We start from the raw sequence: 24,961 nt of genomic DNA on the forward strand, positions 1-24,961 counted from the left end.
TACGAGAAACGCTCGGTCGCGATCAGTTCGAACCTGCACCCCTCCGGGTTCGACGAACTGATGCCCAAGACCTTGGCCACCGCCACCGTCGATCGACTCCTCCACCACGCCCACGTCTGCCAGACCAGCGGTGACTCGGTCCGGTTGACCCAAGCACTCGCCGGCCGGGGGGTGAACCCCTTGGCCTGAACACTCCTGGCCGGTGGTGGCCACAGCCCCCAAAGGGCAGATCTCAAGGCCACCACCGGGCAGAACTCGTGACCGTCACCGGGCAGGTTTCATGACCGCCCCCGGGCAGTTCCTACTGGCCCTTGACAGACGGAGCGATCGCTGGATGGCATCCGGCCGAGAACTGCCCCAGGAAGGTGTCGCAGCTAAGGGGCGATCCTCCCTCACGTGGCTCCCCGCGCTGGACCCTTCGGCCGGTCCCATCCTCGCGACGAAACCTGCGGCCGGTGCCCCTCCCGCGACGGAACCTGCGGCCGGCGCCCTTCCCGCGACGGACTTGATCATCACGCAGGCTGAAAATGTTCCCGCACCTGCTGCAACACGCGCGGGAAGGTTGGCGCATCGCGGCATGGCCGGAAGCATCGCGGGAGGGCACCCGATCGAGAAAACCATCGCGGGAAGGCGCCCGACCGAGAAAACCATCGCAGGATCCCGAACAGTGTCGCCCCGCCGGATCCGGCGACGGTTCAGGACCGACCGGCTACAGTTCCGGACCCGCCAGCGACGGTTCAGGACCGGCCGGCGACAGACCAGATCCGGCAGCGCCCCCTCGGGACCAGCCAGCGACCGTACGCACCAGCCAGCGACCGCTCAGGACCAGCCAGCGACCGCTCAGGACCAGCCAGCGACCGCTCAGGACCAGCCAGCGACGGTTCACCCCACGCAGCGACGGTTCACCCCACGCAGCGACTGGTCACCACGCACAGCGATGACTGCCACGGCCGCTGCAACGATGGAACCCTCGCTGCCCGGGACTCGGCCCCACCGCCGCCGCCGCCCCGACGCGAGGCCCGAGGGCTACCCGCGCTTGGCCCGCTCGGCGGCCAACTTCTTCTGCTGCTCGGCCTGCTGTTCGCGCATTTCATCAAGGTCGAACTTGAAATGAATGACGAAGAAGTACGCCAACCCGACCGCCGCCAACGGCAGATACCAGGGCAGGTTGAACACCAGCAGAGCGGTGATGATCAGCACCACCTCGAAGCCGCGCAGCAGGTTGAAGATCAACCCCGGCGGCAGCGCACCCGCACCGGTGGCGAGCATCGGGGCGCCGTAGTCGACCGGCTTGGCGGTGGTCCACCGGGCCGCACCGAGGATCCCCGCCGCGGCAGTGCACACTGCGGCGACGATACCGGTGAGGGCATCGGGGTAGATGCCGAGGAACGCCGGAATGGTCGCGAGCGCCCAGACCCCGCCGATCACCATCGAGGCCTCGATCGAGGTGGCCTTGATCTGACCGTCGGTGTAGGGCAGGCATCGGGCCAACCCACTGGTCCGGGTGAGCACGCGCAGCCCGTTCTGGATCGGGATCAGCGTCGCGAACAGCGCCAGGCCGGCGATGATCGGCGCGAACCGGCCCAGCCCGAGGGCCGAGGTGGCGTACGGGATGACGATCGTGGCGGCCACCGGGAGCAGCATGCTGGGCTTGCGCAACAGGCGCTGCACGTCCCGGTGGAACAACTGGGCGACCCCGACGCCGCGGCCGCGGGTCGGCCGCACATGGCCGCGCTCCAGGGCCTCGCGTTCCACCACCATGTCGTGGGCCAGCCCGAAGTCCAGGGCGTACATGGCGCCGGCCATGCCCGAGACCAGCGAGCCGCCCGAGGTCAGATGCGTACGCCGGATCGACCCGAGCCGGATCCCGGCCAGGATGGCGGAGATGATCAACAACAGCAGGGCCAGCCCGGCGATGATCACCGCGATCTGGACCTCCTGATTCAGCCCGATCACCACTTGGAACCAGCCGGCGGCGATCCCGACCACCAGCACCAGCGCGGCCACCGCGGCCGCGGAGAACACGAACCCGGCGATCCGGGTGGTCAGCCGGCGTTCGGCGCCCTGCTCGGCAGCGGCGAAGGCGACCAGGCTGGCCGCGGCCAGCCCGCAGGCGGCCGCCCAGGCACCGATCGCGGCCCCGCCGGAGCCGGTCAGCGCAGCCGCCAGGGCCCCGAGGGCGGCCCCGACGACACCGGCGACCACGATGAACAGGATCAGCCGATTGCGCAGCAGCCGGGCCCGATTGATCGGGGCATCCAGCAGCCAGAACCCTTCCGCGGCGGAGGCGACCACCGGCCCGAACAGCCGGGCGACCGAGATCGCCAACGCGGCCACTCCGGCCAGCACCGCCCACGGCACCAGGGTGCGGGCACTGATGCAGGCCCCGGAGGTACACGCGGCGGCGTCGGTCTGCGCGCTGAAGATCGCGGCGATGATCATCGCGCCGAACACGGCGACGGCGAGCACGACCACATAGGTGTCCTGCAGCGCCTCCCACAGGGTCTTGGTGGCGCGCCCGGTCCGCCATTCCTTGATCTGGGCGAGCAATTCCTTGGGGTCGACGGCGCTGGTGTCCACGGTCTCGGTGGACTCGGCGGGCTGTTCGGGGGACATCAACGGGTCCGTTTCCGCTTGCGGCCCTGGGAGGGCGCGGGCTTCTTCTTCGGCTGGTTCTGCTGTGGTTTGGGTTGCGGGGCCGGCGTCGGCGCCTCGGTCTCGGGATCGGCGTCGATCAGGCCGGGGGCCCCGTCGCGTTCGACCTCCTCGCGCCCCTCACCGATGTGCACCACGCGGGTGGCGACGTTCTCCACCAGGTAGGGCTCATGGGAGGCGAATACCACGGCCAGGCCGTCGGCGAGCTCCTGATTCAGCCGGTCGGCGAGCCAGCGTACGCCCTCCACGTCCAGGCGCTGCTCGGGCTCATCGAGCACCAGCAGCTTGCGCGGCCGGACAAAGGCGGTCGCCAGTGCCAATCGGCGGCGCTGCCCCGAGGACAGGGTGCCGGGCAACTGACCCGACTGCGGCACCAGCCGCACCTGATCCAGGATGTCGTCGACCACCCCGTCGGCGTCGGGCACGTTGTGCGCCCGGGCGAGCAGGTCCAGGTGCTCGACCACCGACAGGTCGGGGAAGAAGTCGAGATCGTCGATCACGGTGGCCATATTGCGCCGGATCAGCGGGTCGGTCTCCTTGAGCTTCTGCCCGCACACGTCGATGGTGCCCTCGTCGGGGCGATCGATTCCGACGATGCAGCGCAGCACCGTCGACTTGCCCGCCCCGTTGCGTCCGGTCAGCGCGACCGCCTCTCCGGCGTACACCTGGAGATTGAAGTGATCGACGATGGTGGTCGGTCCGAAGGCTTTCTTCAGTCCGGCCACTTTGAGGGCAGGGGTGCGCTTGGCCATGGCCGGATTCTTTCACGCATGGCCAAGTTGACCGCTGTCGTGACTGTTGTCGGTACGGGCCGCTAGGTTGGAGGTCATGTCGAAGAGCGATCATCGGGCCACGTTGGCCAAACGGCGAGCCGATGTCTCGGCCATGTTCGACGGGGTCGCCGACCGCTACGACCTGATGAACACGGTGATGACCGGCGGAATCGTGGAGTCCTGGCGCCGCGAGGTGGTGGCCGCCCTGGACCCGCGTCCGGGCGAGTTGATCCTCGATCTGGCCGCGGGCACGGGCACCTCCAGCCGGACCTTCGCCGATCGTGGCGCCACCGTGGTCCCCACCGACCTGTCGCTGGGGATGCTCCAGGTCGGCCGCAAGCGGCAGCCGGACCTGCATTTCGTGCACGCCGACGCGCTCTGCCTGCCGTACGCCGACGCCACCTTCGACGCGGTGACCATCTCCTTCGGGCTGCGCAATGTGGAGCACACCCTGGCCGCGCTGCAGGAGATGCACCGGGTGACCCGCCCCGGGGGCCGGCTGGTGATCGCGGAGTTCTCCACCCCGACCAATCCCGTGCTGCGCTTCGGCTACCAGGACGTGGTGCTGAAGGCCCTGCCGGTGCTGGGCCGGGTGCTGTCGTCCAACCCGTCGGCGTACGACTATCTGATCGAATCGATCCGGGCCTGGCCGACCCAGACCGCGCTGGCCGATCTGCTGGTGGACGCGGGCTGGCAGGAGGTTGCCTTTCGCAACCTGACCGGGGGGATCGTGGCGCTGCACCGCGGGAAAGCGTGATGGAGCTGGCCCTGGACGCCTGGGCGGCGCGCACCTGCGCGATGAAGACCTGGAACAACTACTCCCCGCTGGTCGAAATGCCCCAGCCCGATGAGGCGCTCCAGGAGTATTTCGTCGGCGCCAGCGAGTATGTCGCCGGGGTCCAGGACACCGTGCTGGCCGCCGCCGACCTGCGTACCGCCGATCTGCGCCCGCTGCAGGACCGCCCGCCGGCCGAACAGGCCGCCGCCTGTGTGGCGAGCATGGCCACGGGCGTGGAGGTGATCGTGGCCGGCCTGCTCCCCCGCGATCTGCGCGGGCACCGCTCCGGACGCGCCCACCTGTGGCTGCGCGGTGCCGACCGCGCCGACGGCCGCCCGGGCTATCATCCGGTGCTCGCCAAGCGGCACCGGATCCAGGAGCGGCGCCAGTCCTCGCGCACCGGGGGCGCGATCCACAGCCTGCTGGTCAGCGACCTCGCCCGGCCGCTGCCCCGGGACTGCTTCGAGGTGCCCGACCGAGCGGTCCGGACCGGTTCCCGGGAGGGCGACCTGATCCAGCTGGCCCACTACTGGCGGCTGCTGGAGGCTGCGGGCTTCGCCGCCGAGGGTACGCCGCGCGGCGGCATCATCGGCACCGATCAGCCGCTGGGCGACGAGCGGACCGTACTGACCTGGATCGATCTGGACGAACCGATCATCCGGACCTTCTCGCGCAGCGCCGAGGAGGGGTGGGCGATGCGCACGATCCTGCAGCGCTATGACCATGAGCACGGCTTCCGGGTGTTCCTGGCCGAGCAGGCGCTGGCCGGGCAGCCGCAGCCGATCCGGCCGATCCGCAACCGGGAGTGCGACTCCTGCCCGTGGTGGGAGATCTGCCGCACCCAGTTGCCCACCGATGACCTGTCGATCAAGATCGACAAGGCGCCGCTGGATGTCCGCGAGATCTCGGTGCTGCGGTCGCTGGGCGTCCACACGATCACCGACCTGGCCGGGACCGATCTGGAGCGACTGCTGGAGGTGTACCTGCCGGAGGTCGCGCACCGGCCGCGGGCCGAGGAGCGGCTCCGGTTGGCCGCGCACCGGGCCGGCCTGCTGCTGCACGGGGTCGAACTGGAGCGCACCGGCACGGCCCCGATCGCGTTGCCCGAGGCCGAGATCGAGATCGACTTCGACATCGAGACCTCCGCGGAGGACCGGGTCTACCTGTGGGGCTTCTGGGTCCGTCGGCGGCAGCCCGACGGCGGGTTCGAGGCCGGGGAGTATGTGGCCTTCGTCGCCTGGGACGACCTGGCCGACGACTCCGAACTGGCCCTGGCCCGGGCCGCGATGAACTGGCTGCGCGACCTGGTCGACGGCGCCGCCTCGGTGGCCGTCTACCACTACTCCAGCTACGAGAAGGTTCGCCTGGGCCAGCTGGCCGCCGGCCAGGACCCGGCCCTGGTGTGGGCGACCGGATATGCCCGGTCCGGCTTCGTCGACCTGTTCTCGGTGATGCAGGAGCACTTCTTCGGCACCCACGGACTCGGCCTCAAGGTGGTCGCCAAGGAGGCGGCCGGCTTCGAGTGGCGCGACGATGATCCCGGGGGGCTGAACTCCCAGACCTGGTTCAACGAGGCCGTGCACGGGGAGACCGAGGAGGTCCGCAGCACCGCGCGGGCCCGGGTGCTGGCGTACAACGAGGATGATGTGCGGGCCACCCTGGTGCTGCGGGACTGGTTGCGGACCCAGAACTGAGCGTCGGCCGCGGGCTCTCTCGGCGGGCGCGTCGCGCGATGGGAAGCTCAGGGCGGGGGCGTCCTGCGACGGATAGTTCCGGCCGGGGGCGTCCCGCGACGGCGCCCTTCATTCCGGTAGCGAAGCCATGACCGAGCGACTGGTGCAGCAATCGCGCGAACCGGATGGTGTCGCGGGGTACTCGTTTCCGTCGCGGCACGAGGGGAGTTTTCCCCTCGCTCCCCGGCCGGCACTCGCCCCGGCCCGTGACCAGTTTTCAAGCGCCGTCGACGGCGGGCCGAAAGGGTGAGCCACATCGAGGCATGGGCCTCCACGGGTACGGCGGCGTGGCCCACCGAGTCGGGGCGACCCACCGGCGCCCCCCGCGATGGATCCCGTCAACCGGCGACCGCAACCGGTTCACGCATCTGCTGCACCACCCGCGGGTTGTCCGGAGGCGTCGCCGATCGTGATGTCCTGTCGCAGGAGTGACACCGAGGCGTTTTGCTGTCGCGGGAAGCCCAGCCACGGCACTTGCTGTCGCTGGGATGGGCTGCGTACGGTGCTGGCCCCCGCAGGGGCCGCCGCGCCCGAAGCCGTGGCGCCCCGCAGCAGCACCCCTGTCCCGCCCACGCGGAGCCCGCGCAGAGTTCCTCGCCCTCCCGCCACCGAGCCCCCGAGCCCCCGGGCCCCCGGGCCGCAGAGCCGGGGACCGCCCTACCGCCGCTGCCCGCTCAGGTCGTAGGTAACCGCCTGCCCGACCCGGCTGCGCAGGGTCACGGTAATCGCGGTCCCGTCGCGGCGTACCTCGGCCCGGTCCAGGTCGGCCGGGGCGACCCCGAGGTCGGTCTTGGCCCGGGCCACGACACTGGCCAACTGCTCCGGAGCCACCTCGCTCAGCCGCAGCCCCGGCCCGGCGATGCCGTTGTCCCGATCGCAGAGCAGCCGCAGACCGGCGCCGCCCTTGACCCGGCTATTGCGTTCGAAGCGGGGCGCGCAGCGGACGGTGCCGTAGTCGCCGACCGGTTGGAAGAAGGACACATCGGCGACACCGTCGGTGCCCGGGCCGGTGGCGTAGTGCAGCCAGAGCTGGTTCGGTTCGGTGTCCCCGTACGCCCGCTGGTAGTCGGCGAAGGCGGTGGTCAGCGAGGCGGCGCTGTCGATGTCGGGAAGTTCGGCGACCGGCTCGCCGCCCAGGCTGGCCCACTCCTGGCCCTGGTCGGTGCCGCAGGAAATCCCGATCGCGGCGGCTCCGGAGGGGGTGACGTCGAGGGTGGAGACCACGGTGCGGGTCGGGCCGTAGGTTGTCTGGCAGTATGCCCGGCCGCGCTGGTGCTCGGCGAAGAACTGATCCAGCGGCACCTCGTCCACGCTGAGGCTCCCGAAGCCGGCGTTGACCGCCTGTCCGGCCGCGGTGCCGTCGTCGAGGTAGAAGTACTCCAGTCGGCCATCGGGTTTGGCGATGGTGGCGCGGCCCCCGAACTCGGCCAGCCAGAACCCGGCGACCTTGTCCCCCGGCTGCATGCCCGCACTCAGTTTCGCTCGCAGCTGCGCGGGGTCGGCCGGCAGGCCGGAGCGTACGCCGGTCCCCGACGCGCTCGACCCCGAGCCGTCCGAAGCGGATCCGGCCGAGTCGGCACCGGCACTGCAGCCGGTCAGCAGAAGTGCGGCGGCGAGAAACCCGGCGGCAGAGCGGGCCGGGCGGCGGGCGGCGCGGTGTCGGAGCATGCCCCCGACCCTAGCCGCCGGTGACCAGCGACCGGATCCGCTGATCCAGCGCCCGCCGGTCCGTACGCCCGATCGGGACCTCGAGCACCGACAGGCCCTCGACCGGCCGGGCCAGCGCGTACGCCACCTCCGCCGAGGTCGCGGCCCGCTGGTACGCCACCCCGTACCCGGCGCACACCGCCGCCAGATCCGCGCCGTGGGGGGTCGCGAAGACCCGCTCGAAACTGGCGGCGTACTCCGGCGCCCCCTGCTCCAGGGTCGCGAAGATCGAGCCACCGTCGTCGTTGGCGACCACGATCCGCAGATCCGGGCGGGGCTCCCCCGGTCCGATCAGCAGTCCCCCGGCCTCGTGCAGGAAGGTCACATCGCCGACCAGGGCAGTCACCGGCCGCTGCGCGGCCAGCGCGATCCCGGCCGCGGTGGAGACAGTGCCGTCGATCCCGGCCAGGCCGCGATTGGCGTAGGTCACCACCGGCTCAGCCGGCACCGGCGCCAGGTCGAGGTCGCGGATCGGATTGGACGACCCCGCGACCAGGACGCCGTCATGACCGGCCACCGACTCCTGCACCGCCGCGGCGAGGCTCGGCCCGGTCAGCCCGCCACCGAGCGCCTGATCCAGCCGTCCGCTCAGTTCGGCATCGGCCTCGGTCCAGGCCCGCCGCCAGTTCCGGTCGAACGGAATCTGCACCGCATCCACCACCCGGTGCACCCGGCGTCCCGGCGCGGCCCAGCGGGCCCGATCGGAGACCACGATGATCTCCAGATCGGGCCGGGACAGCAGCGCACTGACCGGCCGCGACAGGGTCGGATGCCCGAACACGACCACCCGGTCGATCCGTTGCCCGAGGTCGGTCTCCAGCAGCAGCCGGCCGGTCCGCAGCGCGGCGCCGTGCCGGGCGTTGCTGGAGGGCTCGGCGATCAGCGGGACCCCGACGGCGCCCTCGGTGGCCGCAGCCCCGGCGGCGACCGAGGCGTCGCCGGCGATCAGCAGCGTGTGCGGCCCGGGTTCCAGCACGACCGGGTCGGGGACCAGCCGGCGCGGCGCGAGAACGGTCGCCGGCACGTGCGGCCAGGGCGCCCGGTCGGGCACCAGCGGCGGGGTGAAGGCACAGTTCAGCTGGCCCGGCCCCGGGTCGTCGGTCCGGGTCCCGTCGATCAGGCCGAGCAGCCGGGTCACCTGGTAGTGCCAGTCGGCCTGGGTCCCCTCGGCCGAGGCGACCTGGCCGAACCCGCGCAGGAAATCCCCGAAGATGCCGTGCTGCCGGGTGGTCTGGTTCGCCCCGGACTCCAGCAACGGAACCGGCCGGTCGGCCGACAGCACCAGCAGCCGGATGCCGCTGTGGTGGGCCTCCATCACCGCCGGCAGCAGGTTCCCCACCGCGGTTCCGGAGGTGGTCACCACCGGCACCACCCGCCCGGACGCCTTGGCCAGGCCCAGGGCCAGGAACCCCGCGGACCGTTCGTCGATGCGTACGTGCAGTCGGAGGCGCTCGCCGTGGGCCGCCTCGGCCAGGGCGTACGCCAGCGGCGCCGACCGGGATCCCGGCGCCAGCACCGCCTCCGCCACGCCGGCCCCGAGCAGGCTCTCCACGATCGTGCGGGCGCACTCGGTCGCGCTCATCCGGCGGTCTCCTCCCGGCGGCGCAGCCACCACTGATGGGTCGCCGCGTCGGCCCGGCAGCGCTGCAGCGCGGCCTGGTCCACCTCGACCGGGCCCACCGCGATCTGCCCGTCGACCGCGCGCAGCGGCCGCGCCACCACATCGTCGGTGAGCAGGGCCCCGGTGTTCAGCCCGCAGGCGTACGGCAACTCCGGCAGCGCCGCGGCCAGCGCTACCCCGGCGGCCAGCCCGACCGAGGTCTCCAGAGCGCTGGAGACGACCACCGGCAGACCGAGGTCCTCGGCCAGCTCCAGGCAGCGCCGGACCCCGCCCAGCGGCTGCACCTTCAGCACCGCCACATCGGCCGCGGCCAGTTCCTTCACCCGCTGCGGATCCTCCGCCCGCCGGATCGATTCGTCGGCCGCGATCGGTACGCTCACCCCGGCCCGCAGCAGGCGGCGGCGCAGTTCGGCCAACTCCTCGACGGTGCCGACCGGCTGTTCGGCGTACTCCAGGTCGTACTTGGTCAGTACGCGCAGGTGCCGCTCGGCGGTGTCCACGTCCCAGGCCCCGTTCACATCCACCCGCAGCCGCCCGCCGGGCCCCAGGCCGTCGCGGACCGCTTCGATCCGGGCCAGGTCGGCGGCGAAATCCTCCCGCGGATCGGCCACCTTGATCTTCGCGGTCCGGCACCCGGAGTCGGCGGCCAGTTGCCGGGCCTGCTCGGGCGGGAGGATCGGGATGGTGACATTGACCGGCACCGTCGCGCGCACCGGTGCGGGGAAGCCCAGCTCGGCCGCCTCCCGGGCCGCGGCCAGCCAGGGCCGCAGTTCGGGACCGGAGTAGTCGAGGAAGGGCGACCATTCCGCCCAACCCGCCGGGCCCTGCCAGAGCATTCCCTGCCGGACCTCGATGCCCCGGAACCTGGTTCTCAGCGGGATCGCGTACGTGGTGGTCATCCCGGTCAGCCTAGCGGGCACAGCCCCTATGCTGGGCCGGTGCCTGCGCTGAGTCTGCTCCCTGCCACCGACCCGGGACTGCCCGGGGCGCTGCGCCGCGCCCTGCGGGCGGACTTCGTGCTGGCCCCGCTGCCGCCGCAGCCCGACCCGGTGGTGGCGATGCTGCAGCCGCAGTACCCGGTCACCGAGCCGGACGCTGCCCTGATCGTGGCCACCTCCGGCTCCACCGGTACGCCCAAGGGCGTCGTGCTCAGTGCCGAGGCGATCACCGCCGGGGTGCATGCCACCCACACCGCGCTCGGCGGGCCGGGCCACTGGACCCTGGCCGTGCCGGCGCACTATGTCGCCGGGATCATGGTGATCGCCCGGACCTTGGTCGCCGAGACTGCCCTGCTGCGGGTGGATGCGCACCTGAGCGCCCGCCCCGACCTGCCGGCCGGCCGCAACTACCTCTCCCTGGTGCCGACCCAGTTGGTGCGGGCGCTGACCGAGCCGGCCACCACCGCCTGGCTGGCCGGCTTCGACGCGATCCTGGTCGGCGGCGCCGCGCTGGCCCCGGCGGTGCGGGCGGCCGCGACGGCGGCCGGGCTGCGGATCGTCACCACCTACGGCTCCAGCGAGACCAGCGGCGGGTGTGTCTATGACGGCATCCCGTTGCCCGGGGTCGAGGTCACCCTGGCCGGGCAGCCCGCCGGGGCCGCGACGGCCGAGCCGGGGCGGATCGACCTGGCCGGCCCGATGATCTTCGCCGGGTACCGGCTGCAGCCCGAGCTGACCGCCGAGGCGCTGATCGCCCCGCACCGGCTGCACACCCAGGACCGGGGCGCCTGGGTCGACGGCCGGCTGCAGATCCTGGGTCGGGTCGACGACGTGGTGATCTCCGGTGGGGTGAACGTCGACCTGGCCGCGGTGGAACGCGCCGTCCGGGAGGTGCTGCCGGAGGCGGTGGTGATCGGCGTACCGGATGCGGAGTGGGGCACCCGGGTGGTGCTCGCCGCGGTCGACCCGCCGCCGCTGCGCGAACTGCAGGAGCGGTTGACCGGCCTGGAACCGGCCGCCCTGCCGCGCCGGGTGCTCGCGGTGGCCCGGATGCCGCTGACCAGCAGCGGCAAGGTGGATCGTCAACAACTGATCGCGCACGCACAGGAGGTTTCGTGAGCTTCGCCGACTGGGTCGAAGGGGCCCGCCCGCGGACGTTGCCGGCCGCCCTGTCCCCGGTGCTGGCCGGGTCGGGGATCGCCTGGTTCGAGGGGCGGTTCTCCCTCGGGATGGGCCTGCTCGCCTTCGGGGTCGCCCTCGCGCTGCAGATCGGGGTGAACTTCGCCAACGACTATTCCGACGGGATCCGCGGCACCGATGCGGACCGGGTGGGCCCGATGCGGCTGGTCGGGTCCGGGGCGGCCAGCCCGGCGGCGGTCAAGCGGGCCGCGTTCGTCTGTTTCGGGATCGCGGGCCTGTTCGGGCTGGCCCTGGTGATCTGGTCCCAGCACTGGTGGCTGCTGGCGGTCGGGGTGGCCTGTGTCCTGGCGGCTTGGTTCTACACCGGCGGCAAGCACCCCTACGGCTACCTGGGCCTGGGTGAGTTGTTCGTGTTCGTCTTCTTCGGGCTGGTCGCGGTGTGCGGCACGGCGTACGTGATGCTGGACCGGGTCCCGCTGAGCGCGGTCTTCGCCGCCTGCGCGATCGGTTTCCTGGCCTGCATGATTCTGGTCACCAACAATCTGCGCGACATCGACGGCGACCGGGAATCCGGCAAGCGGACGCTGGCGACCAAGCTCGGCGACCGGGGCACGCGGATCTTCTTCGGGGTGCTGATCGCGGCTACCGCAGCCAGCGTGGTGGCGGTGGCGCTCACCACGACCCCGTGGGCGCTGCTGGGTCTCGCCTTCGTGCCGGTGGCCGCGCCGAGTGCCCTGGCGCTGTTTCGTGGGGCGCGCGGTCCGGCCCTGATCGCCACCCTCAAAGCGACCGGAATTGCCGAGTTGGTCTGTGCTGCGGGACTGTTCGCAGGGCTGATCCTCGGCGCGTAAAATGAGTGCATGTTGCGGGTAGCTCTCATCGTCATTGTGGTCGCCATCACGATCTACTGCATCGTGGAAGTTGCTCAGGCCCGGCCCGCCGAGGTGCGCCGTGCCCCCCGCTGGCTGTGGGCCGCGGCCTGCATCCTGCTGCCCGGCGTCGGTGCGCTGGCCTGGTTGACACTGGGCCGCCCGAACGCCGAATCCCGCCACGCGGCGATCGCCGAGGAGTTCCCGATCGCCCCCGACGACGATCCGGACTACCTGCGCAAACTGCATCCCTGACCGCAGGCATTTCTGACCGGCGGACCTTCCTGAGCCCCCGGCCCGCACCCGAAACCACACGCAGGTGGCACCCCGCTCCGGGGTGCCACCTGCGTCCGGTTCGGCGCCGTGGTGTGCTCAGGCAATGGTGTGCTGAGACGTGGTGCGCTCAGGCGGTGGTGCCGTCGACGGTGGCACCGCGGGCCGGGCGTGCACCGTCCCGCTCGCCCCCGGTGTACTTGCTCAGGATCTGGGTCAGGTCGACCCCGGTGGTGTTCTTGAGCAGTTCGACGGTCTCGACGATGTTTCCGGTCACCTGCTTGGGCAGGGCGCCGGCGCCGTCGGTGGAGACCACGGTGAGCTTGTCGATCGCGCTGATCGGGGCGGCGACCTTCTCGGCCACCTCCGGCAGCACGTGGACCAGCATTTCCAGCACGGCGGCGTCGTTGTACCGGGCGTACGCGTCGGCCTTCTTGTTCATCGCCTCCGCCTCGGCCTCACCCTTGGCGAGGATGGACGCGGCCTCCGCCTCGCCCTCGGCGCGCACCGCGTCGGCTTCGGCGATTCGGCGGGCCTTCTCCGCCTCACCGCGCTTGGCGCCCTCGATCGCCTCGGCCTCGGCCAACGCCGAGCGGCGCGACTGCTCGCCGACACCGGAGAGCCGGTCGCGTTCGGCGCTCGCCTCGGCGGCCGCGATCGCCGCGGCCTTGTCGGCGTCGGCCTTGCGGATCGCGGCGGTACGCGAGGCCTCGGCCTCGGTCTCCACCCGATAGCGCTCGGCGTCGGCCGGCTTGCGGACGGTGGTGTCCAACTCGCGTTCCTTCAGCGCGGCCTGGCGTACGGCCACCTTCTCCTGCTCGGCGAGGATCGCCTGGTCGCGGTCGGCCTGGGCCAGCGGACCGGCGGCGTCGGCCTGCGCCTGGGCCGCATCGGTCTCGGCCTTGATCTCGGAGTTCTTCAGGTTCAGCGACCGCTCGGCGATCGCCACCTGGGTCTCGGCGGCGATCCGGGCCTGCTCGGCCTCCTGGTGGGCATTGGCCTCGGCGATCGCGGCCGCCTGGCCGACCCGGGCGGCCTCGGGGCGCCCCAGATCGGACAGGTAGGACCCGTCGTCGGTGATGTCCTGGATCTGGAAGGTGTCCAGGACCAGGCCCTGCCCGGTCAGCGAGGACTCCGACTCATCGGCGACCCGCTGGGCGAAGGCGGCCCGGTCCCGGATGATCTGCTCGACGGTCAGCCCGCCGACGATGGAGCGCAGCGAGCCGGCCAGAGTTTCCTGGGTGAAGGTCTCGATCTCCTCCTGCTGGTTCAGGAAGCGCTGGGCGGCGGCCCGGATGGAGTCCTCGGAGCCGCCGACCTTGACCACCGCGACCCCGTCGAGGTTGAGCCGGATGCCCTGGGCGGAGACCGCGGACCGGATCTGCACCATGATCCGGCTGGAGGACAGGCTGAGGGTGTCTGAACGTTGCACCACCGGCATCACGAAGGCGCCCCCGCCGATGACGACTTTCTGCCCGGACAGGTCCATCGACATCTCACCGGTCTCGGGGTTGAGCACCTGCTTGCCGCGGCGACCGGTGACGATGAGCGCCTCATTGGGCTTGGCGACCTTGTAGCGGCTGGCCACGAACGCGACGATCACCACCAGCAGGACGACGGCGCCGACTATCGGGACGATCAACATGGAGTCTCCTTCACCTTGGTATCTACCTGATTCACTTCTGGTTCCCCGCTGTTCACTCGGGTTCCTCGGGGTGCTCGCGGGGGTAGGGCGCGATCCCGGGATCCGGCGCCGGCGGGGTCAGCGGCTCGCCGTGCTTCACCCGGACCGCGGTGGGCGAGAGCACCGCCACCACCTCGATCAGCGTCCCGGCCCGGATCGGTTCGGCGGCCTTCGCGTTCAGCCGGGTCGGGTGACCGCCTCGCGACACCGTGACCACCCCGTACCCGTCGGCGGGAATGTCCTCGATCACTCGGCCGGTGCGGCCGAGCAGATCAGCGGTCCGCACCGGGTCTCCACCACCGGCCCGCTTCAGTTGGCGCAGCGCCAGGGCGGTCAGGATCCCCAGGCTCAGCCCGCACACCAGCGCGATCACCCAGGCCACCGGGCCGGCCACGCCCAGCGCCAGCCCGATCGCGCCACCGAAGCCCATCGCGCCCAGAAAGGCCGCGATCGCCGCGGTGGAGAGGAACTCCCCGCCGAAATCGATGTGGAGGGCCTCGAACACATCGCCGAGCAGCAGGGACAGGACGAAAAAGCCCAGCCCGATGCCGCCGAGCACGAGGAAGAGGGTCATGGCGCCTTTCTGGTGTCCGACCACGTATCCGGCTGGAGTGTAGCCGCCGCGGCGGTCAGTTCAGCGTGCGCTGGTTGGCGTACCCGAGTTCACTGAAGTGGTTCAGGTCCGCCTCCGGCGTGGTCGTCCCGTCGACCAGGACGGTCATCAGGGTGTCGCCCTGCAGCACCCACATCACCCCGAGATGGACCGGTTGCGCCGGCCGGACCACGACGTGTATCGCCAACCGGCGATCGCCCAGCCGCTCCGCTTCCAGGGGGTACGCCGTGGCGGGGGTCCGCTCCCCGGCGTCGTTCATGGTGAACGCCCGACAGGTGCTGGCCAGTTGCTGCAGGTCGGCCACCGGGGTGGCGCCGGGCTCCAGGTATTCGATCCACTGCTGCACCGTGACGCCCGCGCGCCGGTAGGTGACCGTGGCTCCCCGCGGGCCGGTGCCACGGCCGAGCACCTGATCGACCAGGGGCTGACAGGCAGCGGGCTCGATCACCGTCGACAGGGGCTCGCGCGCTTCGTGCACCTGTTCCCAGCCGGGCACCTGATCGGGGCGGATCAGTCCTCGGGCCACCTGGTCGAGCCGCGGATCGGCGCTGCCCCCGGTGGGCGTTGTGCCGGTGTGCGTTGGACCGAGGGGTGTTGCGCCGGTGGGTGTTGCGCCGGGGCTGCCCGCGGAGGTGGCCCCCGGCGCGGCCGGGGCGAGATCCTGGGATTCCGGGGCGGGGGCGGCCGCACACGAGCCGAGCAGGGTCGCCAGCAGGCTCGTCGCCACGACGAGTGCTGCCCGCTGCGGTTTCGGAACCATCCCACCTCTGCCTTCGGCGCCGCGGATTCGGCGCCCCCGGCACAGTAGTGGGTTCGACGGGCTGCCCCCAGACCTGTGCCCTGATTGTTACCGTCTCTATTCCTGACAGTTTCTAACAGTGTTACTGTTAGTGTCATGAGCGACAGCACCACCCGAACCCTCGACGAGTTCGTCACCGCGATCGGTGCCGGGCTGGACGAGCTCGGCATCCCCGGCCCGCGCCCGGACCGGCGCACGGTCCGCTACTACGCGACCGCCGGCCTGGTCGACCGCCCCCGGCTGGCCGGCCGGGAGGCCCGCTACGACGAACATCAGCTCTGGCAGGTGCTCGCGCTGAAACGGTTGCAGGCCGAGGGCGTACGCCTGGGCGCGATCGCGGATCGGCTGGCCGGACGCGACACCGCCGCCCTGACCGCACTGGCCCGCGGGGACGGCATCCCCGCCGCCGGCCCGCCGGTCGCCACCGATCCGCACCCCGGCCCCGACGGAACCTCGCAGCTGCCGGCGGCCGTCACCCAGGTACGCATCCCGCTGGCCCCCGGCGTCGCCCTGGTGGTCGACCGGGACGGCACCACCGACCCGATCAATCCGACCGAAGCGGCCGCGCTGACCCGCGCCGCCGCCCCTCTGCTCACCCTGCTCACCAGCCTCGGACTCCGGAAGGACCCACGATGATCATCAGCCGGCTACCGCTTCCCGATCCGCCCCGCACCGCCGAGCCGTGGGGCCTGCGCGCCGAGGACGGCCCGCTCCCGCTGTCCGCCACCGCCCTCGCCGGCACCGTCACCGGCCTGTCGGCCGGACTCACCCTGACCCAGTCCTTCCGTAACGACCGCGCCGTGCCGATCGAGGTGAGCTACACCTTCCCGCTCCCCGACCGGTTCGCCGTCACCGGGCTGACCGCGGTGCTGGGCGGGCGTAAGGTCACCGGGGTGCTGCGCGAGCGCGACGCCGCCCGCCGGGCGTACGCCGAGGCGATGGACCGCGGGGAGCGCACCGCCCTGGTCGAACAGGACGGCGAGGACATGTTCACCATGCAGGTCGGCAACCTGCTGCCCGGCGAGGAGGCCACGGTGCGATTGGAGCTCGCCGGACAGCTGGCGATCGACGACGGCCGGGCCACCCTGCGCGTCCCGTTGGTGGTGGCCGAGCGCTACCGGGCCACGGTGACCCTGCCGCGAATGACCGACGACGATGACCGGCCGCGCCTGGATGTCGATATCCGGGTCCGCCCGGCCGGGCTCGATCCGGCCGAGCTGGCGGTGGCCGGAGACCTGATCGCCACCCCGGACGAGGACGGGATCCGGCTCACCGTCCCGCCCGGGACCCGGCTGCACCACGACCTGATCCTGCGTCTGGGCCTGGCTCCGCAGCAGTCCCGGGCCGGTGCGGTGCTGGCCGCCGACGCCGATGACCCGACCACCGGAACCTGGCAGGTGACGGTGACCCCGGATGCCACCGTGCCGTCCCGGCGCCGGTCGGTGGTGCTGGTCCTGGACCGGTCCGGCTCGATGGGGGGCTGGAAGATCGTCGCTGCCCGCCGGGCCGCTGCGCGGATCGTCGATTCGCTGGGCGCGCACGACGAGTTTGCGGTGCTCGCCTTCGATCACCTGCTGGAGCCCCAGCCCGGAACCACGGGCCTGAAACCGGCCACCGACGCGAACCGGTTCGCGGCCACCCGCTGGCTGTCCGCCCTGGAGTCCCGCGGCGGGACCGAAATGCAGGCGCCGCTGGCGGCGGCGGCCGACCTGCTCCGCGAGGCCACCGGCGAGCCGACGCTGGTGCTGGTCACCGACGGCCAGGTCGGGCACGAGGCACGGATCCTGCAGGAGGTCCGCGACCGGCTGCGGGGGACCCGGATCTTCACCCTGGGCATCGACCGGGCGGTCAATGAGGCCTTCCTGCGCCGGCTGGCCGCCGCCGGTGGCGGCCGCTGCGACCTGGTGGAATCGGAGGAGGAACTCGACCGGGTGCTCACCGCCCTGCATCGACGGATCGCCGCACCGCAGTTGGAGGGGCTCACCGTCGCGCTCACCGGGCTCACCCTGGAGCGCGGCGCCAGTACGCCCGCCCTGGCCGATCTGTTCCCCGCCGGCCCAGCGGTACTCACCGGGCGGTGGAGTGCCCCCGAGCCGGTGGACCCGGCCACCGTGGGGGTCCGCGTCCTCGGACAGGACCCGGCCGGGGACCTGATCGAGCTGCCGGCGCCGGTCACGGTGCGGACCGATGCCGTGCTGCGGACCAGTTGGGCCCGGCGTCGGGTCCGCGATCTGGAGGACGAGCTGGCCGCCGGCGGGCCGGTGCAGCCCGATGAGATCACCACCTTCGCGCTGGCGCACGGGGTGCTGTGTGCCACTACGGCGTGGCTCGCGATCGGCCCCGGCGGGGTCGAGGGGACCGCTCAGCCGGTGCAGCAGCGGGTGGAGATCGCCGACGGCTGGGCCACGCCGGGGGCTGCCGTCCGTGGGGTGATGCCCGCGGCCGCGCCGATGACGGCCTACAGTGCCGCGCCGATGGCGTCCTTCGATGCGGCCGCGCCGGCACCGGCCCCGGCGTCGCGGCGCAGTCTGCGGGACCGGCTACTGGGTCGGCGGGGTACGCCGCACACGATGGCGTTCCAGACCGCGGAGTTCACCGCCGCCGAACCGCTGGGCAAGGAGGCTGTGGACCTGGCCCCGTTCGCACCCCGGGTCCGTGACCTGCTGGACCGCGCCGCGGCCCCCGACCGGCGCTGGGCCCGGGAACTGCGCGAGCTGATCGAGGATCTGCGGTCGGTGCAGGCCCCCGAGCAGCTGCTGACGGCGCTGTCGGCCCTGAGCGAGGACCGCGCGGCGACCGCAAGCGTACGCGAGGCGTGGCGGGAGGTCACCGGGCAGACCCTCTGACCTGCCGAGTCCCGATGACCTGCGAGTGCGGTGACCGGCCCGGTCAGGGCCGGATCACTGCTCGACGGGCTTGCCCGCCTCGATCCACGCGACGGTGCCGCCGGCGACGTTGACCGCCTGGACCCCGTGCTGGGCGGCGAACTCGGCGGCCTGCTGGCTGCGCCCGCCCATCTTGCAGATGAAGTAGACCGGCTGATCGGTCGGGAGTTCGTCGACATGCTGCGGGACCGTCGCCAGCGGGACCAGCTTGGCGCCGGGCACCCGGCCCTCGGCGTACTCGTCGGGTTCCCGCACGTCGATCAGGACCGCACCGGGCAACTTCTCGGCCAGGCCGGCCACATCAATGATCTGAATCGTCACGCAGCCGATGATAGGTCGTCAATGCCGCCGGTGGGGATTGTCCGGCCAGTGCAATTCTTCCTCGGCCTCGGGCTCCTCCCCCTCCCCGGGCGGCAGCCGCAGCGCATTGGGTTCGTCGTTCATCCGTAGCAGGCCGAAGGCGATGAACGGCAGGTAGGTGAACACGGTGATCAGCCGTTGCCACACCCCGATCAGCCGGAACAGGCTGTCCTGCGCCTCGTGCGAGGAGCCGCCCAGCATCATGAACGCGCCGAGGGCGAGCACGAAGCAGGCGGCGTACACACCCGCTTCCCAGTACCGGCGCAGCAGCAGGGCCAGGATCGCCAGGGTGATCACGGCCAGGAACAGGCAGGCATAGCCGAGGTAACCGGCCATGCTGTGCAGGCCGGTGGTGTTGGCCGCGGGATTCATCGGGTCGTAGGTGAACACCGCCATCCCGATCACCCCCAGGCCGTAGCCGCTGAGCAGAACCCGCAGGACATTGGCCGCCCGGGGGCTGGCCGTATGCAGATACAGCGGCCCCAGATTGGCCAGCACGATCACCCCGACCCCGAAGATCCCGGTCCACAGCCGGTAGGCCACGTCGACCGGACTGGCGGGGGTCATCAGCGTACTGGTGGGCACCGTCTGCGGGTCGTACCCGCTGAAGGAGTACGCCATGATGTTGGGCACCAGCAGATCGGCAAGCAGCCAGAACGACAGCACCGCCCACGCCAGTGCCGTCGTGCGCCAGCGTTTCACCAACGACATCTGTTCCCCCCGGAGCCGGCTGCAGGCCGTCACCCTGCAGTCGACTCGAGTCTAGTGAGCCCGCCATACCCTCGCGAATGTGCATGCGGCCACCGGGATCCCTAGGATCGGCGCCATGAGCCGACTGCCCCAGATCACGCTGGCCGCTGCCGCGCTGCTCCTGGTCACCGCCTGCAGTGCCGGTGGTGTGGATGAGCCGGGCACCGCCGGATCCGCGCCGCCGCTGACCACCCCCAAAGCCGGATCGTGCACCCTGCCGGAGCCGGCCACCGGGACGGTGACCAAGCCGCAGCAGGAGACCTCCTTCGCCAAGGGCCGCGCCACGGTCAACTTCACCGATGAGTCCGGCCAGCACTGCCTCGAACTCCAGGTGAACGAGCAGTTGCCGAACCTGATCGACGCGGAGAAGTTGCAACTCAACTACACCGACGGGGAGGGCCTCGGCTTCGAGGTCAGCTCCTTCGTCAACGACTGGGCCAACGGCGGCGCCTCGACCCGGGTCGAGCTCAACGGCCAGACCTACGCCGACCCGTTCCAGCGCCAGTGCCGGATCACGGTGACCAAGGCCGATACCACCGGGGTCGCCGCCCGGGTGTCCTGCACCGACGTGCCGCTGTTGGAGGACACCTCCGGCAAGACGGTCAGCGTGGAGGCGGTCGTGGAGGCCAGCGCCTGACCGGGTCGCCGGTGGGGTGATACTGGAACCATGTCCCACAACGAACCCACCGGGTACGCCCACGACCCGTACGCGCCGGGCGCCCGGCCGGTGCCGCCCCCGGGATACGGACACCTCGGCCCGGCTCCCGGTCCCGCGCCGTACGCCCCACCCCAGGGCTACCAGCAGGCCTCGCCGTACGGTCCGCAGCAGGGTTACCAGTCGCCGTACGGGCCGCCGGTGCCGGGCCAGGTGGTCCTGCAGCCGGTCTACGTCGGCGTTCCGGCGAAGTCCTGGACGGTCGCCCTGGTGCTCTGCCTGCTGCTCGGTGTCTTCGGCGCGCACCGGTTCTACACCGGACACGTCGGGCTCGGCGTGCTGTACCTGTTCACCGGGGGCCTGTTCGGGATCGGCGCCCTGGTCGACCTGATTCTGATCATCGTCGACAACTACCGCGACTCCCACGGCCGTCCGCTGCAGCACTGAGCGGACCGGCCGAGGGGTGGCTCAGCCGCGGGCGTCGCGGAAGATCTGGTCCAGCATCGCCTCGGTGAGCCGCCCGGTGAAGGTGTTGTGCTGGGACACGTGGTAGCACCCCAGGCAGCGGATCGTACGCCCGTCGGGCGTCCCGAACTCGGTGACCGCGCCATGGGTGAAGTGGACCCGGGGCCGCGGCACCGACCAGCCCATCCGGGTAGCGGTGGCGTGCGCGGTCTGCCAGGCCATCGACCCGAGCGCCACGATCGCGGTGACGTGCGGCAGCAGGACCAGTTCGCGATCCAGCCAGTGTCCGCAGGTCGCCTTCTCCTCCGGGGTGGGGGCGTTCTTCGGCGGCGCACAGTGCACCGGGGCGACCATGCGTACGCCGTGCAGTGCCTGGCCGTCATCGGCGGCGGTGGCGGTGGGTTGCTCGGCGTACCCGGTCCGGTACAGCGACGCGAACAGCCAGTCCCCGGACTTGTCGCCGGTGAACATCCGCCCCGTCCGGTTGCCCCCGTGGGCCGCCGGAGCCAGGCCCAGAATCAGCAGCCAGGGATCGGGATCACCGAACGAGGGCACCGGCCGGCCCCAGTAGGGCTGATCGGCGAACGCGGCCCGCTTCTCCACCGCGACCTGCTCGCGCCAGGCCACCAGCCGCGGACAGGCCCGGCAGACACTGACCCGGGCATCGAACTCGGCCAACGTGTCGGCCGCGGCGGCCAACCGGGCGACCTCGGCCGCATTGTGCGCCACCGGAGTCCGCGCGGTCGCCGGGTCCCCGGGCCAGCCGGCCCCCGGCGGGACGGGTGAGGGAAAGTCCACCACAGCAACCCCTTATCCTGATTACTATGACCAACGATTTCGGCAACGTTGCCGATGAACTCGACATTATCCGTGCCACCCACGTGTACGCCCTGGGGCTGGACCGCTTCGATCCGCAGTTGACGATCCGGGCCTTTGCCGAGGATGCGGTCTGGGACGCCACCCCGGTCGGGCTGACCAGGTACTCCGGACGCGAAGAACTGCTGGACTTCTTCACCCGGGACGCCGCCGCGGTCGACAAGCAGTTCCACATCATCACCAACCACTTCATCACCTTCGATTCCGCCGACACCGCGCACGGCACCAACTACGTCTACTCCGAGGCGGAAATGGCCAGCGGCGCCACGATCAAGGCGATCGCCCTGAACGAGGACACCTACACCCGGGGCCCGCAGGGCTGGGTGATCCAGTCCCGCTACATCACGGCCCTGACCACCCCGGATATGGCCGGGTTCGACGCCTGAGGCTCAGCCTTCTTCGGCGGCCACCTCGGCGGGCGCCTCGATCGGCTCCTTGGCCAGCGGCCACAGCCCGAAGAAGTCGCCGAAGAAGGCGAGCAGCGGGAAGGTCATCGCCAGCAGGGCGTTGGCCAGCCACAGTTCGGCGGTGAAGTCATTGGCCGGCCCACCCGGCAGGGCACCGCTGAGCGCCGGCATCATCGCGGTGTACAGCAGCGCCAGCAGCTTGCCGACGATCGCGGAGGCGATCGCGGACAGCAGACCCTTCAGCGGCTGGTTGAACTTCGCGAACACCGAGCCGCCGAGCATGTTGAGCATCACGATCGACCCGAACAGGAACGGGATCGACACCTGCACCATGAACACCGGCGCCGGCATGCCGAACACCGAGGTGCCCAGCCAGAACACGAACCAGCCGATCACGAAGCACAGCACGGTCCAGACCAGGCCGAGCAGCGGCTGGGAGCGCAGCGCCTTGGCGTTGGTCAGCGGCCAGACGTCGAAGTTCAGGAACAGGAACAGCACCGACAACGCGGTGACCATCACCACGACCACGTCCCAGGCATTCAGCAGGCCGCCGGGATCCAGACCCGGCTGGTAGAACGGCGCGCCGGCGGCGAAGGAGAAGTTGAAGAAGACCTGGAAGATGATCGCGTTGATCACGTACGCGCTCACCCACATCACAACCCCGCCGAGGAACTTGTTCTTGATCAGGTTGAACGGCCAGCCCCCGAACGCGATGGCCAGGAAGAACATCACCGGCACCGAGGTGATGATGGTCATCACCGCCATCGGGATCGGCTGGGCGGCACCGCCGCCGCGCCACAGCCAGTGCACGACGGTGACGATGGCGGCCGCGATCACGGCCAGGCCCAGATAGCTCAGGCCCTTGACCGGCTGCTTCAACCGGCCGATCGCCGCCGGAACCTCACCGTGCCAGAACGCGCCGGTGAGGATCGCGAACGGGATCGCCCCCATGATCGCGAAGGAGGCCCATCCCATGAACAGGTCGACCCCGAGAGCCAGGATCGCCAGCCAACTGATCGCGATGATGATCACCGTGGCCACGATGCCGAGTACTGGTTGTTTCACTGCTCCCCCAACCCGCCGACACCTTTGCCGACTTGTGTCCGCCCCGGGCCTCCCGCGGAGCTGTTACCCCGAGCCTAGGCCGACCGGATCGCCGGCGCCGGGCTTCGCAGCAGCGCCTCATAACAGATTTGTTGCCGTATTGGGTCCCGTCCTGATTGGCAAAACAGATGCGAACCAAATATCTTAGTAGTAAGCTTCTTTTGAGCGTCGACACTTCGGAGGACCATGACCAGACGGAAGAGCGAACGGCCGGACAACGTGGACGACATCATCAATACCTGGGCCACGATCCGCCCCGAGTTGGACGTGTCGGCGATGCAGGTTTTCGGCCGGTTGCACCGCAGCTTCCTGCTGTACCGCGAGCAGATTTCCGCCCGGTTCGAGGAGTTGGGGACCAATGTCGCCGGCTTCGACGTGATGGCGGCGCTGCGCCGCGCCCCCGAGATGAAGATGAGCGCCGGCGATCTGGCCCAGCAGACCCTGGTGACCACCGGCGGCCTGACCCTGCGGGTCCGCAAGCTCGAGGCCGCGGGGCTGGTGAGCCGGACCCGGGACGCGACCGACAACCGGGTGGTCCATGTCCAACTGACCGAAGCCGGCCGGGAACTGCTGGACAAGGTGGCCGACGAGCACTTCACCAACCTGTCCCGGATGCTCGACGGGCTGGATGCCAGGACCAAGGAGTCGCTGGCCGATCAGTTGTCGCTGCTGGAGGGGTCGCTGCGGCGCGCCGCCCCCGGGTTGGAGCCCCGGGAGTCCTGAGCCGCCCGGGGCAGCGCCGCGCGGGCGTGGTCAGGGCGCAGCAGGAGGGCCGGCATCAGCCGACCGTCCTGCTCAGCCCGGGTCCTCAGGCTTCGCCCGCCAGGATCTTCGCCTGGGCCTTGGCGTCGGCCTTGTACATCCGGCGGATCCGGGAGACCCCCAGATCGTGCTGGTAGAGGTTCTCGTCGGTGTCGGCGTCAGCGGCCAGTACCTCCAGCACCCGGCGATCCTGTTCCAGCACCTCCCAGTGCTTCTCCTCCAGCTGGGTTCGGTACAGGAAGCGCCAGACCTCGCGCTCCCAGCCCTGCACCCGACGGGTCCGCCAGTGGAAGACGCACACGTTGGTCGCGTCCACCGGGACATACATGCCGGTGATGCCGAACACCCCGCCGGGACCACCGCTGGCGGCGTACGGGATCTCCAGGTCGACGTGGTCCATTGAGCCGCGGACGAACTCGACCCAGTCGAAGTTCACCCCGCGCTGGTCGGTCTTCTCGAAGAAGAAGCCGCGGTCGGTCTCCCGGATCCGGAAGCGGGCGGAGGTGTCCCCGCCGAACATCGAGTGCGAGCTGCGGTGCAGGAAGGCGCCGTGCATCGGGTCGAGCACGTTATCCATGTAGAAGCGCCACGGCCCGGCCCACTCGGCGTAGTTCAGGAACCAGGAGTTCTCCTCATCGGCGAGCCGGTCCGGCAGGACGAACTCGGTGGGCTCATCGTCAGCGGTCAGCGGCACGAACGCGAAAATCGTGTCGCAGGCCTCGACGACCTTCAGCGACAGCGTCGCCTGGCGACCCTCCAGGGCACAGCCCGGCATCCCCGGCACCGAGACGACGGTGCCCTCCCCGTTGACCTGGACGCCGTGGTAGAGACAGGCGATCCGATCGCCGAGGTGCTGACCGACCGACAGCGGGGCGCTGCGGTGCGGGCACCGGTCCTCGAGCATGTGCACCTGACCCTTCGCGTCCCGGAACAGCACCCAGTCCACGTTGAGGCGCTTGACCGGGACCATGTCCCCGGTGGCGACCATCCGCGAGGGCAGGATCGGGTACCAGCGATTGCGCAGTCCGTACGCGGACAGTTCGTCGGCGGTCAGCGTGTGCCGGGTCCCGGCGGCCTTCTTCGGTCGCCCGGTGGCAGCAGTGGTGGCAGTCAT

At 71.1% G+C, this 24,961-nt stretch carries 24 protein-coding genes and 1 pseudogene; 12 read left to right on the forward strand and 13 right to left on the reverse strand.

What is annotated here, in order from left to right; translation table 11 throughout:
* A partial coding sequence (locus G531_RS22610) for an ATP-binding protein (RefSeq protein WP_035758975.1) occupies window positions 1–189 on the forward strand: 189 nt, incomplete at its 5' end.
* 837 nt (window positions 190–1,026) lie between these two features.
* On the opposite strand, the gene G531_RS22615 is transcribed toward G531_RS22610, so the two are convergent.
* Both G531_RS22615 and G531_RS22620 read right to left on the reverse strand, forming a co-directional pair.
* On the reverse strand, window positions 1,027–2,616 hold the full coding sequence (locus G531_RS22615; RefSeq protein ID WP_051215490.1) for a DUF6297 family protein: 1,590 nt from the start codon (window positions 2,614–2,616) through the stop codon (window positions 1,027–1,029).
* A gap of 152 nt (window positions 2,617–2,768) precedes the next feature.
* A pseudogene (locus tag G531_RS22620) lies at window positions 2,769–3,407 on the reverse strand (ABC transporter ATP-binding protein); the annotation flags it as partial.
* A gap of 76 nt (window positions 3,408–3,483) precedes the next feature.
* On the opposite strand from G531_RS22620, the gene G531_RS0113660 reads away from it, so the two are divergent.
* Together G531_RS0113660 and G531_RS0113665 are read left to right on the forward strand one after the other, a co-directional pair.
* Window positions 3,484–4,185, forward strand: coding sequence for a demethylmenaquinone methyltransferase (locus G531_RS0113660; protein ID WP_026927685.1), 702 nt, complete (start codon window positions 3,484–3,486; stop codon window positions 4,183–4,185).
* Window positions 4,185–5,900, forward strand: a complete 1,716-nt coding sequence (locus G531_RS0113665) for a TM0106 family RecB-like putative nuclease (RefSeq protein WP_035758978.1) — start codon at window positions 4,185–4,187, stop codon at window positions 5,898–5,900. Before G531_RS0113660 ends, G531_RS0113665 begins: the two co-directional genes overlap by 1 nt.
* A gap of 696 nt (window positions 5,901–6,596) precedes the next feature.
* On the opposite strand, the gene G531_RS0113670 is transcribed toward G531_RS0113665, so the two are convergent.
* The 3 genes from G531_RS0113670 to G531_RS22625 are packed head-to-tail and all read right to left on the reverse strand — an operon-like array spanning window position 6,597 to window position 10,166.
* The gene (locus G531_RS0113670; protein WP_026927687.1) at window positions 6,597–7,607 is read right to left on the reverse strand and encodes a hypothetical protein; all 1,011 of its coding nucleotides are present in this window, start codon (window positions 7,605–7,607) and stop codon (window positions 6,597–6,599) included.
* Window positions 7,608–7,617: 10 nt separating this feature from the next.
* Window positions 7,618–9,228 (reverse strand): 2-succinyl-5-enolpyruvyl-6-hydroxy-3-cyclohexene-1-carboxylic-acid synthase, encoded by a 1,611-nt coding sequence (gene menD / locus G531_RS0113675; protein WP_026927688.1) that lies wholly within the window; start codon window positions 9,226–9,228, stop codon window positions 7,618–7,620.
* The gene (locus G531_RS22625; protein WP_051215491.1) at window positions 9,225–10,166 is read right to left on the reverse strand and encodes an o-succinylbenzoate synthase; all 942 of its coding nucleotides are present in this window, start codon (window positions 10,164–10,166) and stop codon (window positions 9,225–9,227) included. The genes menD and G531_RS22625 overlap by 4 nt, the downstream gene beginning before the upstream one ends.
* Before the next feature lie 39 nt (window positions 10,167–10,205).
* Here G531_RS22625 and G531_RS0113685 point away from each other — a divergent pair, with 39 nt between their 5' ends.
* The 3 genes from G531_RS0113685 to G531_RS0113695 are packed head-to-tail and all read left to right on the forward strand — an operon-like array spanning window position 10,206 to window position 12,469.
* A complete protein-coding gene (locus G531_RS0113685) occupies window positions 10,206–11,324 on the forward strand; it encodes an AMP-binding protein (protein ID WP_051215492.1) in 1,119 nt (372 codons plus the stop codon).
* Window positions 11,321–12,196, forward strand: coding sequence for a 1,4-dihydroxy-2-naphthoate polyprenyltransferase (locus tag G531_RS0113690; protein ID WP_026927690.1), 876 nt, complete (start codon window positions 11,321–11,323; stop codon window positions 12,194–12,196). The genes G531_RS0113685 and G531_RS0113690 overlap by 4 nt, the downstream gene beginning before the upstream one ends.
* A gap of 9 nt (window positions 12,197–12,205) precedes the next feature.
* On the forward strand, window positions 12,206–12,469 hold the full coding sequence (locus tag G531_RS0113695; RefSeq protein WP_026927691.1) for a PLD nuclease N-terminal domain-containing protein: 264 nt from the start codon (window positions 12,206–12,208) through the stop codon (window positions 12,467–12,469).
* Between the two features lie 148 nt (window positions 12,470–12,617).
* On the opposite strand, the gene G531_RS0113700 is transcribed toward G531_RS0113695, so the two are convergent.
* The 3 genes from G531_RS0113700 to G531_RS0113710 are packed head-to-tail and all read right to left on the reverse strand — an operon-like array spanning window position 12,618 to window position 15,544.
* A complete protein-coding gene (locus G531_RS0113700) occupies window positions 12,618–14,132 on the reverse strand; it encodes a flotillin family protein (RefSeq protein ID WP_035758979.1) in 1,515 nt (504 codons plus the stop codon).
* Window positions 14,133–14,184: 52 nt separating this feature from the next.
* A complete protein-coding gene (locus G531_RS22630; RefSeq protein ID WP_051215493.1) occupies window positions 14,185–14,745 on the reverse strand; it encodes an NfeD family protein in 561 nt (186 codons plus the stop codon).
* Window positions 14,746–14,800: 55 nt separating this feature from the next.
* Window positions 14,801–15,544 carry a hypothetical protein gene (locus G531_RS0113710; RefSeq protein WP_026927693.1) on the reverse strand — a complete coding sequence of 248 codons (744 nt, stop codon included), beginning with the start codon at window positions 15,542–15,544 and terminating at the stop codon, window positions 14,801–14,803.
* A gap of 135 nt (window positions 15,545–15,679) precedes the next feature.
* On the opposite strand from G531_RS0113710, the gene G531_RS24755 reads away from it, so the two are divergent.
* Both G531_RS24755 and G531_RS22640 read left to right on the forward strand, forming a co-directional pair.
* The gene (locus G531_RS24755; protein ID WP_051215494.1) at window positions 15,680–16,219 is read left to right on the forward strand and encodes a MerR family transcriptional regulator; all 540 of its coding nucleotides are present in this window, start codon (window positions 15,680–15,682) and stop codon (window positions 16,217–16,219) included.
* Window positions 16,216–18,429 carry a VIT and vWA domain-containing protein gene (locus tag G531_RS22640; RefSeq protein WP_051215495.1) on the forward strand — a complete coding sequence of 738 codons (2,214 nt, stop codon included), beginning with the start codon at window positions 16,216–16,218 and terminating at the stop codon, window positions 18,427–18,429. The genes G531_RS24755 and G531_RS22640 overlap by 4 nt, the downstream gene beginning before the upstream one ends.
* Window positions 18,430–18,483: 54 nt before the next feature.
* Here G531_RS22640 and G531_RS0113725 read toward each other — a convergent pair whose 3' ends face one another.
* Both G531_RS0113725 and G531_RS0113730 read right to left on the reverse strand, forming a co-directional pair.
* Window positions 18,484–18,789: a rhodanese-like domain-containing protein gene (locus G531_RS0113725; RefSeq protein ID WP_217996373.1), complete on the reverse strand. Its 306-nt coding sequence runs from the start codon at window positions 18,787–18,789 to the stop codon at window positions 18,484–18,486.
* Between the two features lie 18 nt (window positions 18,790–18,807).
* Window positions 18,808–19,539 carry a DUF998 domain-containing protein gene (locus G531_RS0113730; protein WP_026927695.1) on the reverse strand — a complete coding sequence of 244 codons (732 nt, stop codon included), beginning with the start codon at window positions 19,537–19,539 and terminating at the stop codon, window positions 18,808–18,810.
* A 115-nt stretch (window positions 19,540–19,654) separates the two neighbouring features.
* On the opposite strand from G531_RS0113730, the gene G531_RS0113735 reads away from it, so the two are divergent.
* Both G531_RS0113735 and G531_RS0113740 read left to right on the forward strand, forming a co-directional pair.
* Window positions 19,655–20,215: a hypothetical protein gene (locus tag G531_RS0113735; RefSeq protein WP_026927696.1), complete on the forward strand. Its 561-nt coding sequence runs from the start codon at window positions 19,655–19,657 to the stop codon at window positions 20,213–20,215.
* Window positions 20,216–20,245: 30 nt separating this feature from the next.
* Window positions 20,246–20,680 carry a TM2 domain-containing protein gene (locus G531_RS0113740; RefSeq protein ID WP_051215496.1) on the forward strand — a complete coding sequence of 145 codons (435 nt, stop codon included), beginning with the start codon at window positions 20,246–20,248 and terminating at the stop codon, window positions 20,678–20,680.
* Between the two features lie 21 nt (window positions 20,681–20,701).
* Here the strand turns inward: G531_RS0113740 and G531_RS0113745 are convergent, their stop codons facing one another.
* Window positions 20,702–21,496, reverse strand: a complete 795-nt coding sequence (locus G531_RS0113745) for a uracil-DNA glycosylase (RefSeq protein ID WP_211221857.1) — start codon at window positions 21,494–21,496, stop codon at window positions 20,702–20,704.
* 26 nt (window positions 21,497–21,522) lie between these two features.
* On the opposite strand from G531_RS0113745, the gene G531_RS0113750 reads away from it, so the two are divergent.
* Entirely contained in the window at window positions 21,523–21,960 is a 438-nt protein-coding gene (locus tag G531_RS0113750; RefSeq protein WP_051215497.1) for a nuclear transport factor 2 family protein, read from the forward strand.
* 3 nt (window positions 21,961–21,963) lie between these two features.
* Here G531_RS0113750 and G531_RS0113755 read toward each other — a convergent pair whose 3' ends face one another.
* Window positions 21,964–23,046: a hypothetical protein gene (locus G531_RS0113755; protein WP_026927700.1), complete on the reverse strand. Its 1,083-nt coding sequence runs from the start codon at window positions 23,044–23,046 to the stop codon at window positions 21,964–21,966.
* Window positions 23,047–23,271: 225 nt separating this feature from the next.
* Here G531_RS0113755 and G531_RS0113760 point away from each other — a divergent pair, with 225 nt between their 5' ends.
* Window positions 23,272–23,808, forward strand: coding sequence for a MarR family winged helix-turn-helix transcriptional regulator (locus tag G531_RS0113760; protein ID WP_035758983.1), 537 nt, complete (start codon window positions 23,272–23,274; stop codon window positions 23,806–23,808).
* A gap of 85 nt (window positions 23,809–23,893) precedes the next feature.
* Here the strand turns inward: G531_RS0113760 and G531_RS0113765 are convergent, their stop codons facing one another.
* A complete protein-coding gene (locus G531_RS0113765) occupies window positions 23,894–24,961 on the reverse strand; it encodes a Rieske 2Fe-2S domain-containing protein (RefSeq protein WP_026927702.1) in 1,068 nt (355 codons plus the stop codon).

The organism is Granulicoccus phenolivorans DSM 17626 = NBRC 107789 = JCM 15570, from assembly GCF_000423085.1.
GTDB lineage: Bacteria > Actinomycetota > Actinomycetes > Propionibacteriales > Propionibacteriaceae > Granulicoccus > Granulicoccus phenolivorans.

Coding starts and splice junctions, on each gene's coding strand:
- G531_RS0113740 (WP_051215496.1), top strand. CDS start 20,246: ATGTCCCACAACGAACCCACCGGGTACGCCCACGACCCGTACGCGCCG.
- G531_RS0113735 (WP_026927696.1), top strand. CDS start 19,655: ATGAGCCGACTGCCCCAGATCACGCTGGCCGCTGCCGCGCTGCTCCTG.
- G531_RS0113660 (WP_026927685.1), top strand. CDS start 3,484: ATGTCGAAGAGCGATCATCGGGCCACGTTGGCCAAACGGCGAGCCGAT.
- G531_RS22625 (WP_051215491.1), bottom strand. CDS start 10,166: ATGACCACCACGTACGCGATCCCGCTGAGAACCAGGTTCCGGGGCATC.
- G531_RS0113760 (WP_035758983.1), top strand. CDS start 23,272: ATGACCAGACGGAAGAGCGAACGGCCGGACAACGTGGACGACATCATC.
- G531_RS24755 (WP_051215494.1), top strand. CDS start 15,680: ATGAGCGACAGCACCACCCGAACCCTCGACGAGTTCGTCACCGCGATC.
- G531_RS0113750 (WP_051215497.1), top strand. CDS start 21,523: ATGACCAACGATTTCGGCAACGTTGCCGATGAACTCGACATTATCCGT.
- G531_RS22640 (WP_051215495.1), top strand. CDS start 16,216: ATGATCATCAGCCGGCTACCGCTTCCCGATCCGCCCCGCACCGCCGAG.
- G531_RS0113665 (WP_035758978.1), top strand. CDS start 4,185: ATGGAGCTGGCCCTGGACGCCTGGGCGGCGCGCACCTGCGCGATGAAG.
- G531_RS0113710 (WP_026927693.1), bottom strand. CDS start 15,544: ATGGTTCCGAAACCGCAGCGGGCAGCACTCGTCGTGGCGACGAGCCTG.
- G531_RS0113695 (WP_026927691.1), top strand. CDS start 12,206: ATGTTGCGGGTAGCTCTCATCGTCATTGTGGTCGCCATCACGATCTAC.
- G531_RS0113730 (WP_026927695.1), bottom strand. CDS start 19,539: ATGTCGTTGGTGAAACGCTGGCGCACGACGGCACTGGCGTGGGCGGTG.
- G531_RS22615 (WP_051215490.1), bottom strand. CDS start 2,616: ATGTCCCCCGAACAGCCCGCCGAGTCCACCGAGACCGTGGACACCAGC.
- G531_RS0113670 (WP_026927687.1), bottom strand. CDS start 7,607: ATGCTCCGACACCGCGCCGCCCGCCGCCCGGCCCGCTCTGCCGCCGGG.
- G531_RS0113765 (WP_026927702.1), bottom strand. CDS start 24,961: ATGACTGCCACCACTGCTGCCACCGGGCGACCGAAGAAGGCCGCCGGG.
- menD (WP_026927688.1), bottom strand. CDS start 9,228: ATGAGCGCGACCGAGTGCGCCCGCACGATCGTGGAGAGCCTGCTCGGG.
- G531_RS22630 (WP_051215493.1), bottom strand. CDS start 14,745: ATGACCCTCTTCCTCGTGCTCGGCGGCATCGGGCTGGGCTTTTTCGTC.
- G531_RS0113700 (WP_035758979.1), bottom strand. CDS start 14,132: ATGTTGATCGTCCCGATAGTCGGCGCCGTCGTCCTGCTGGTGGTGATC.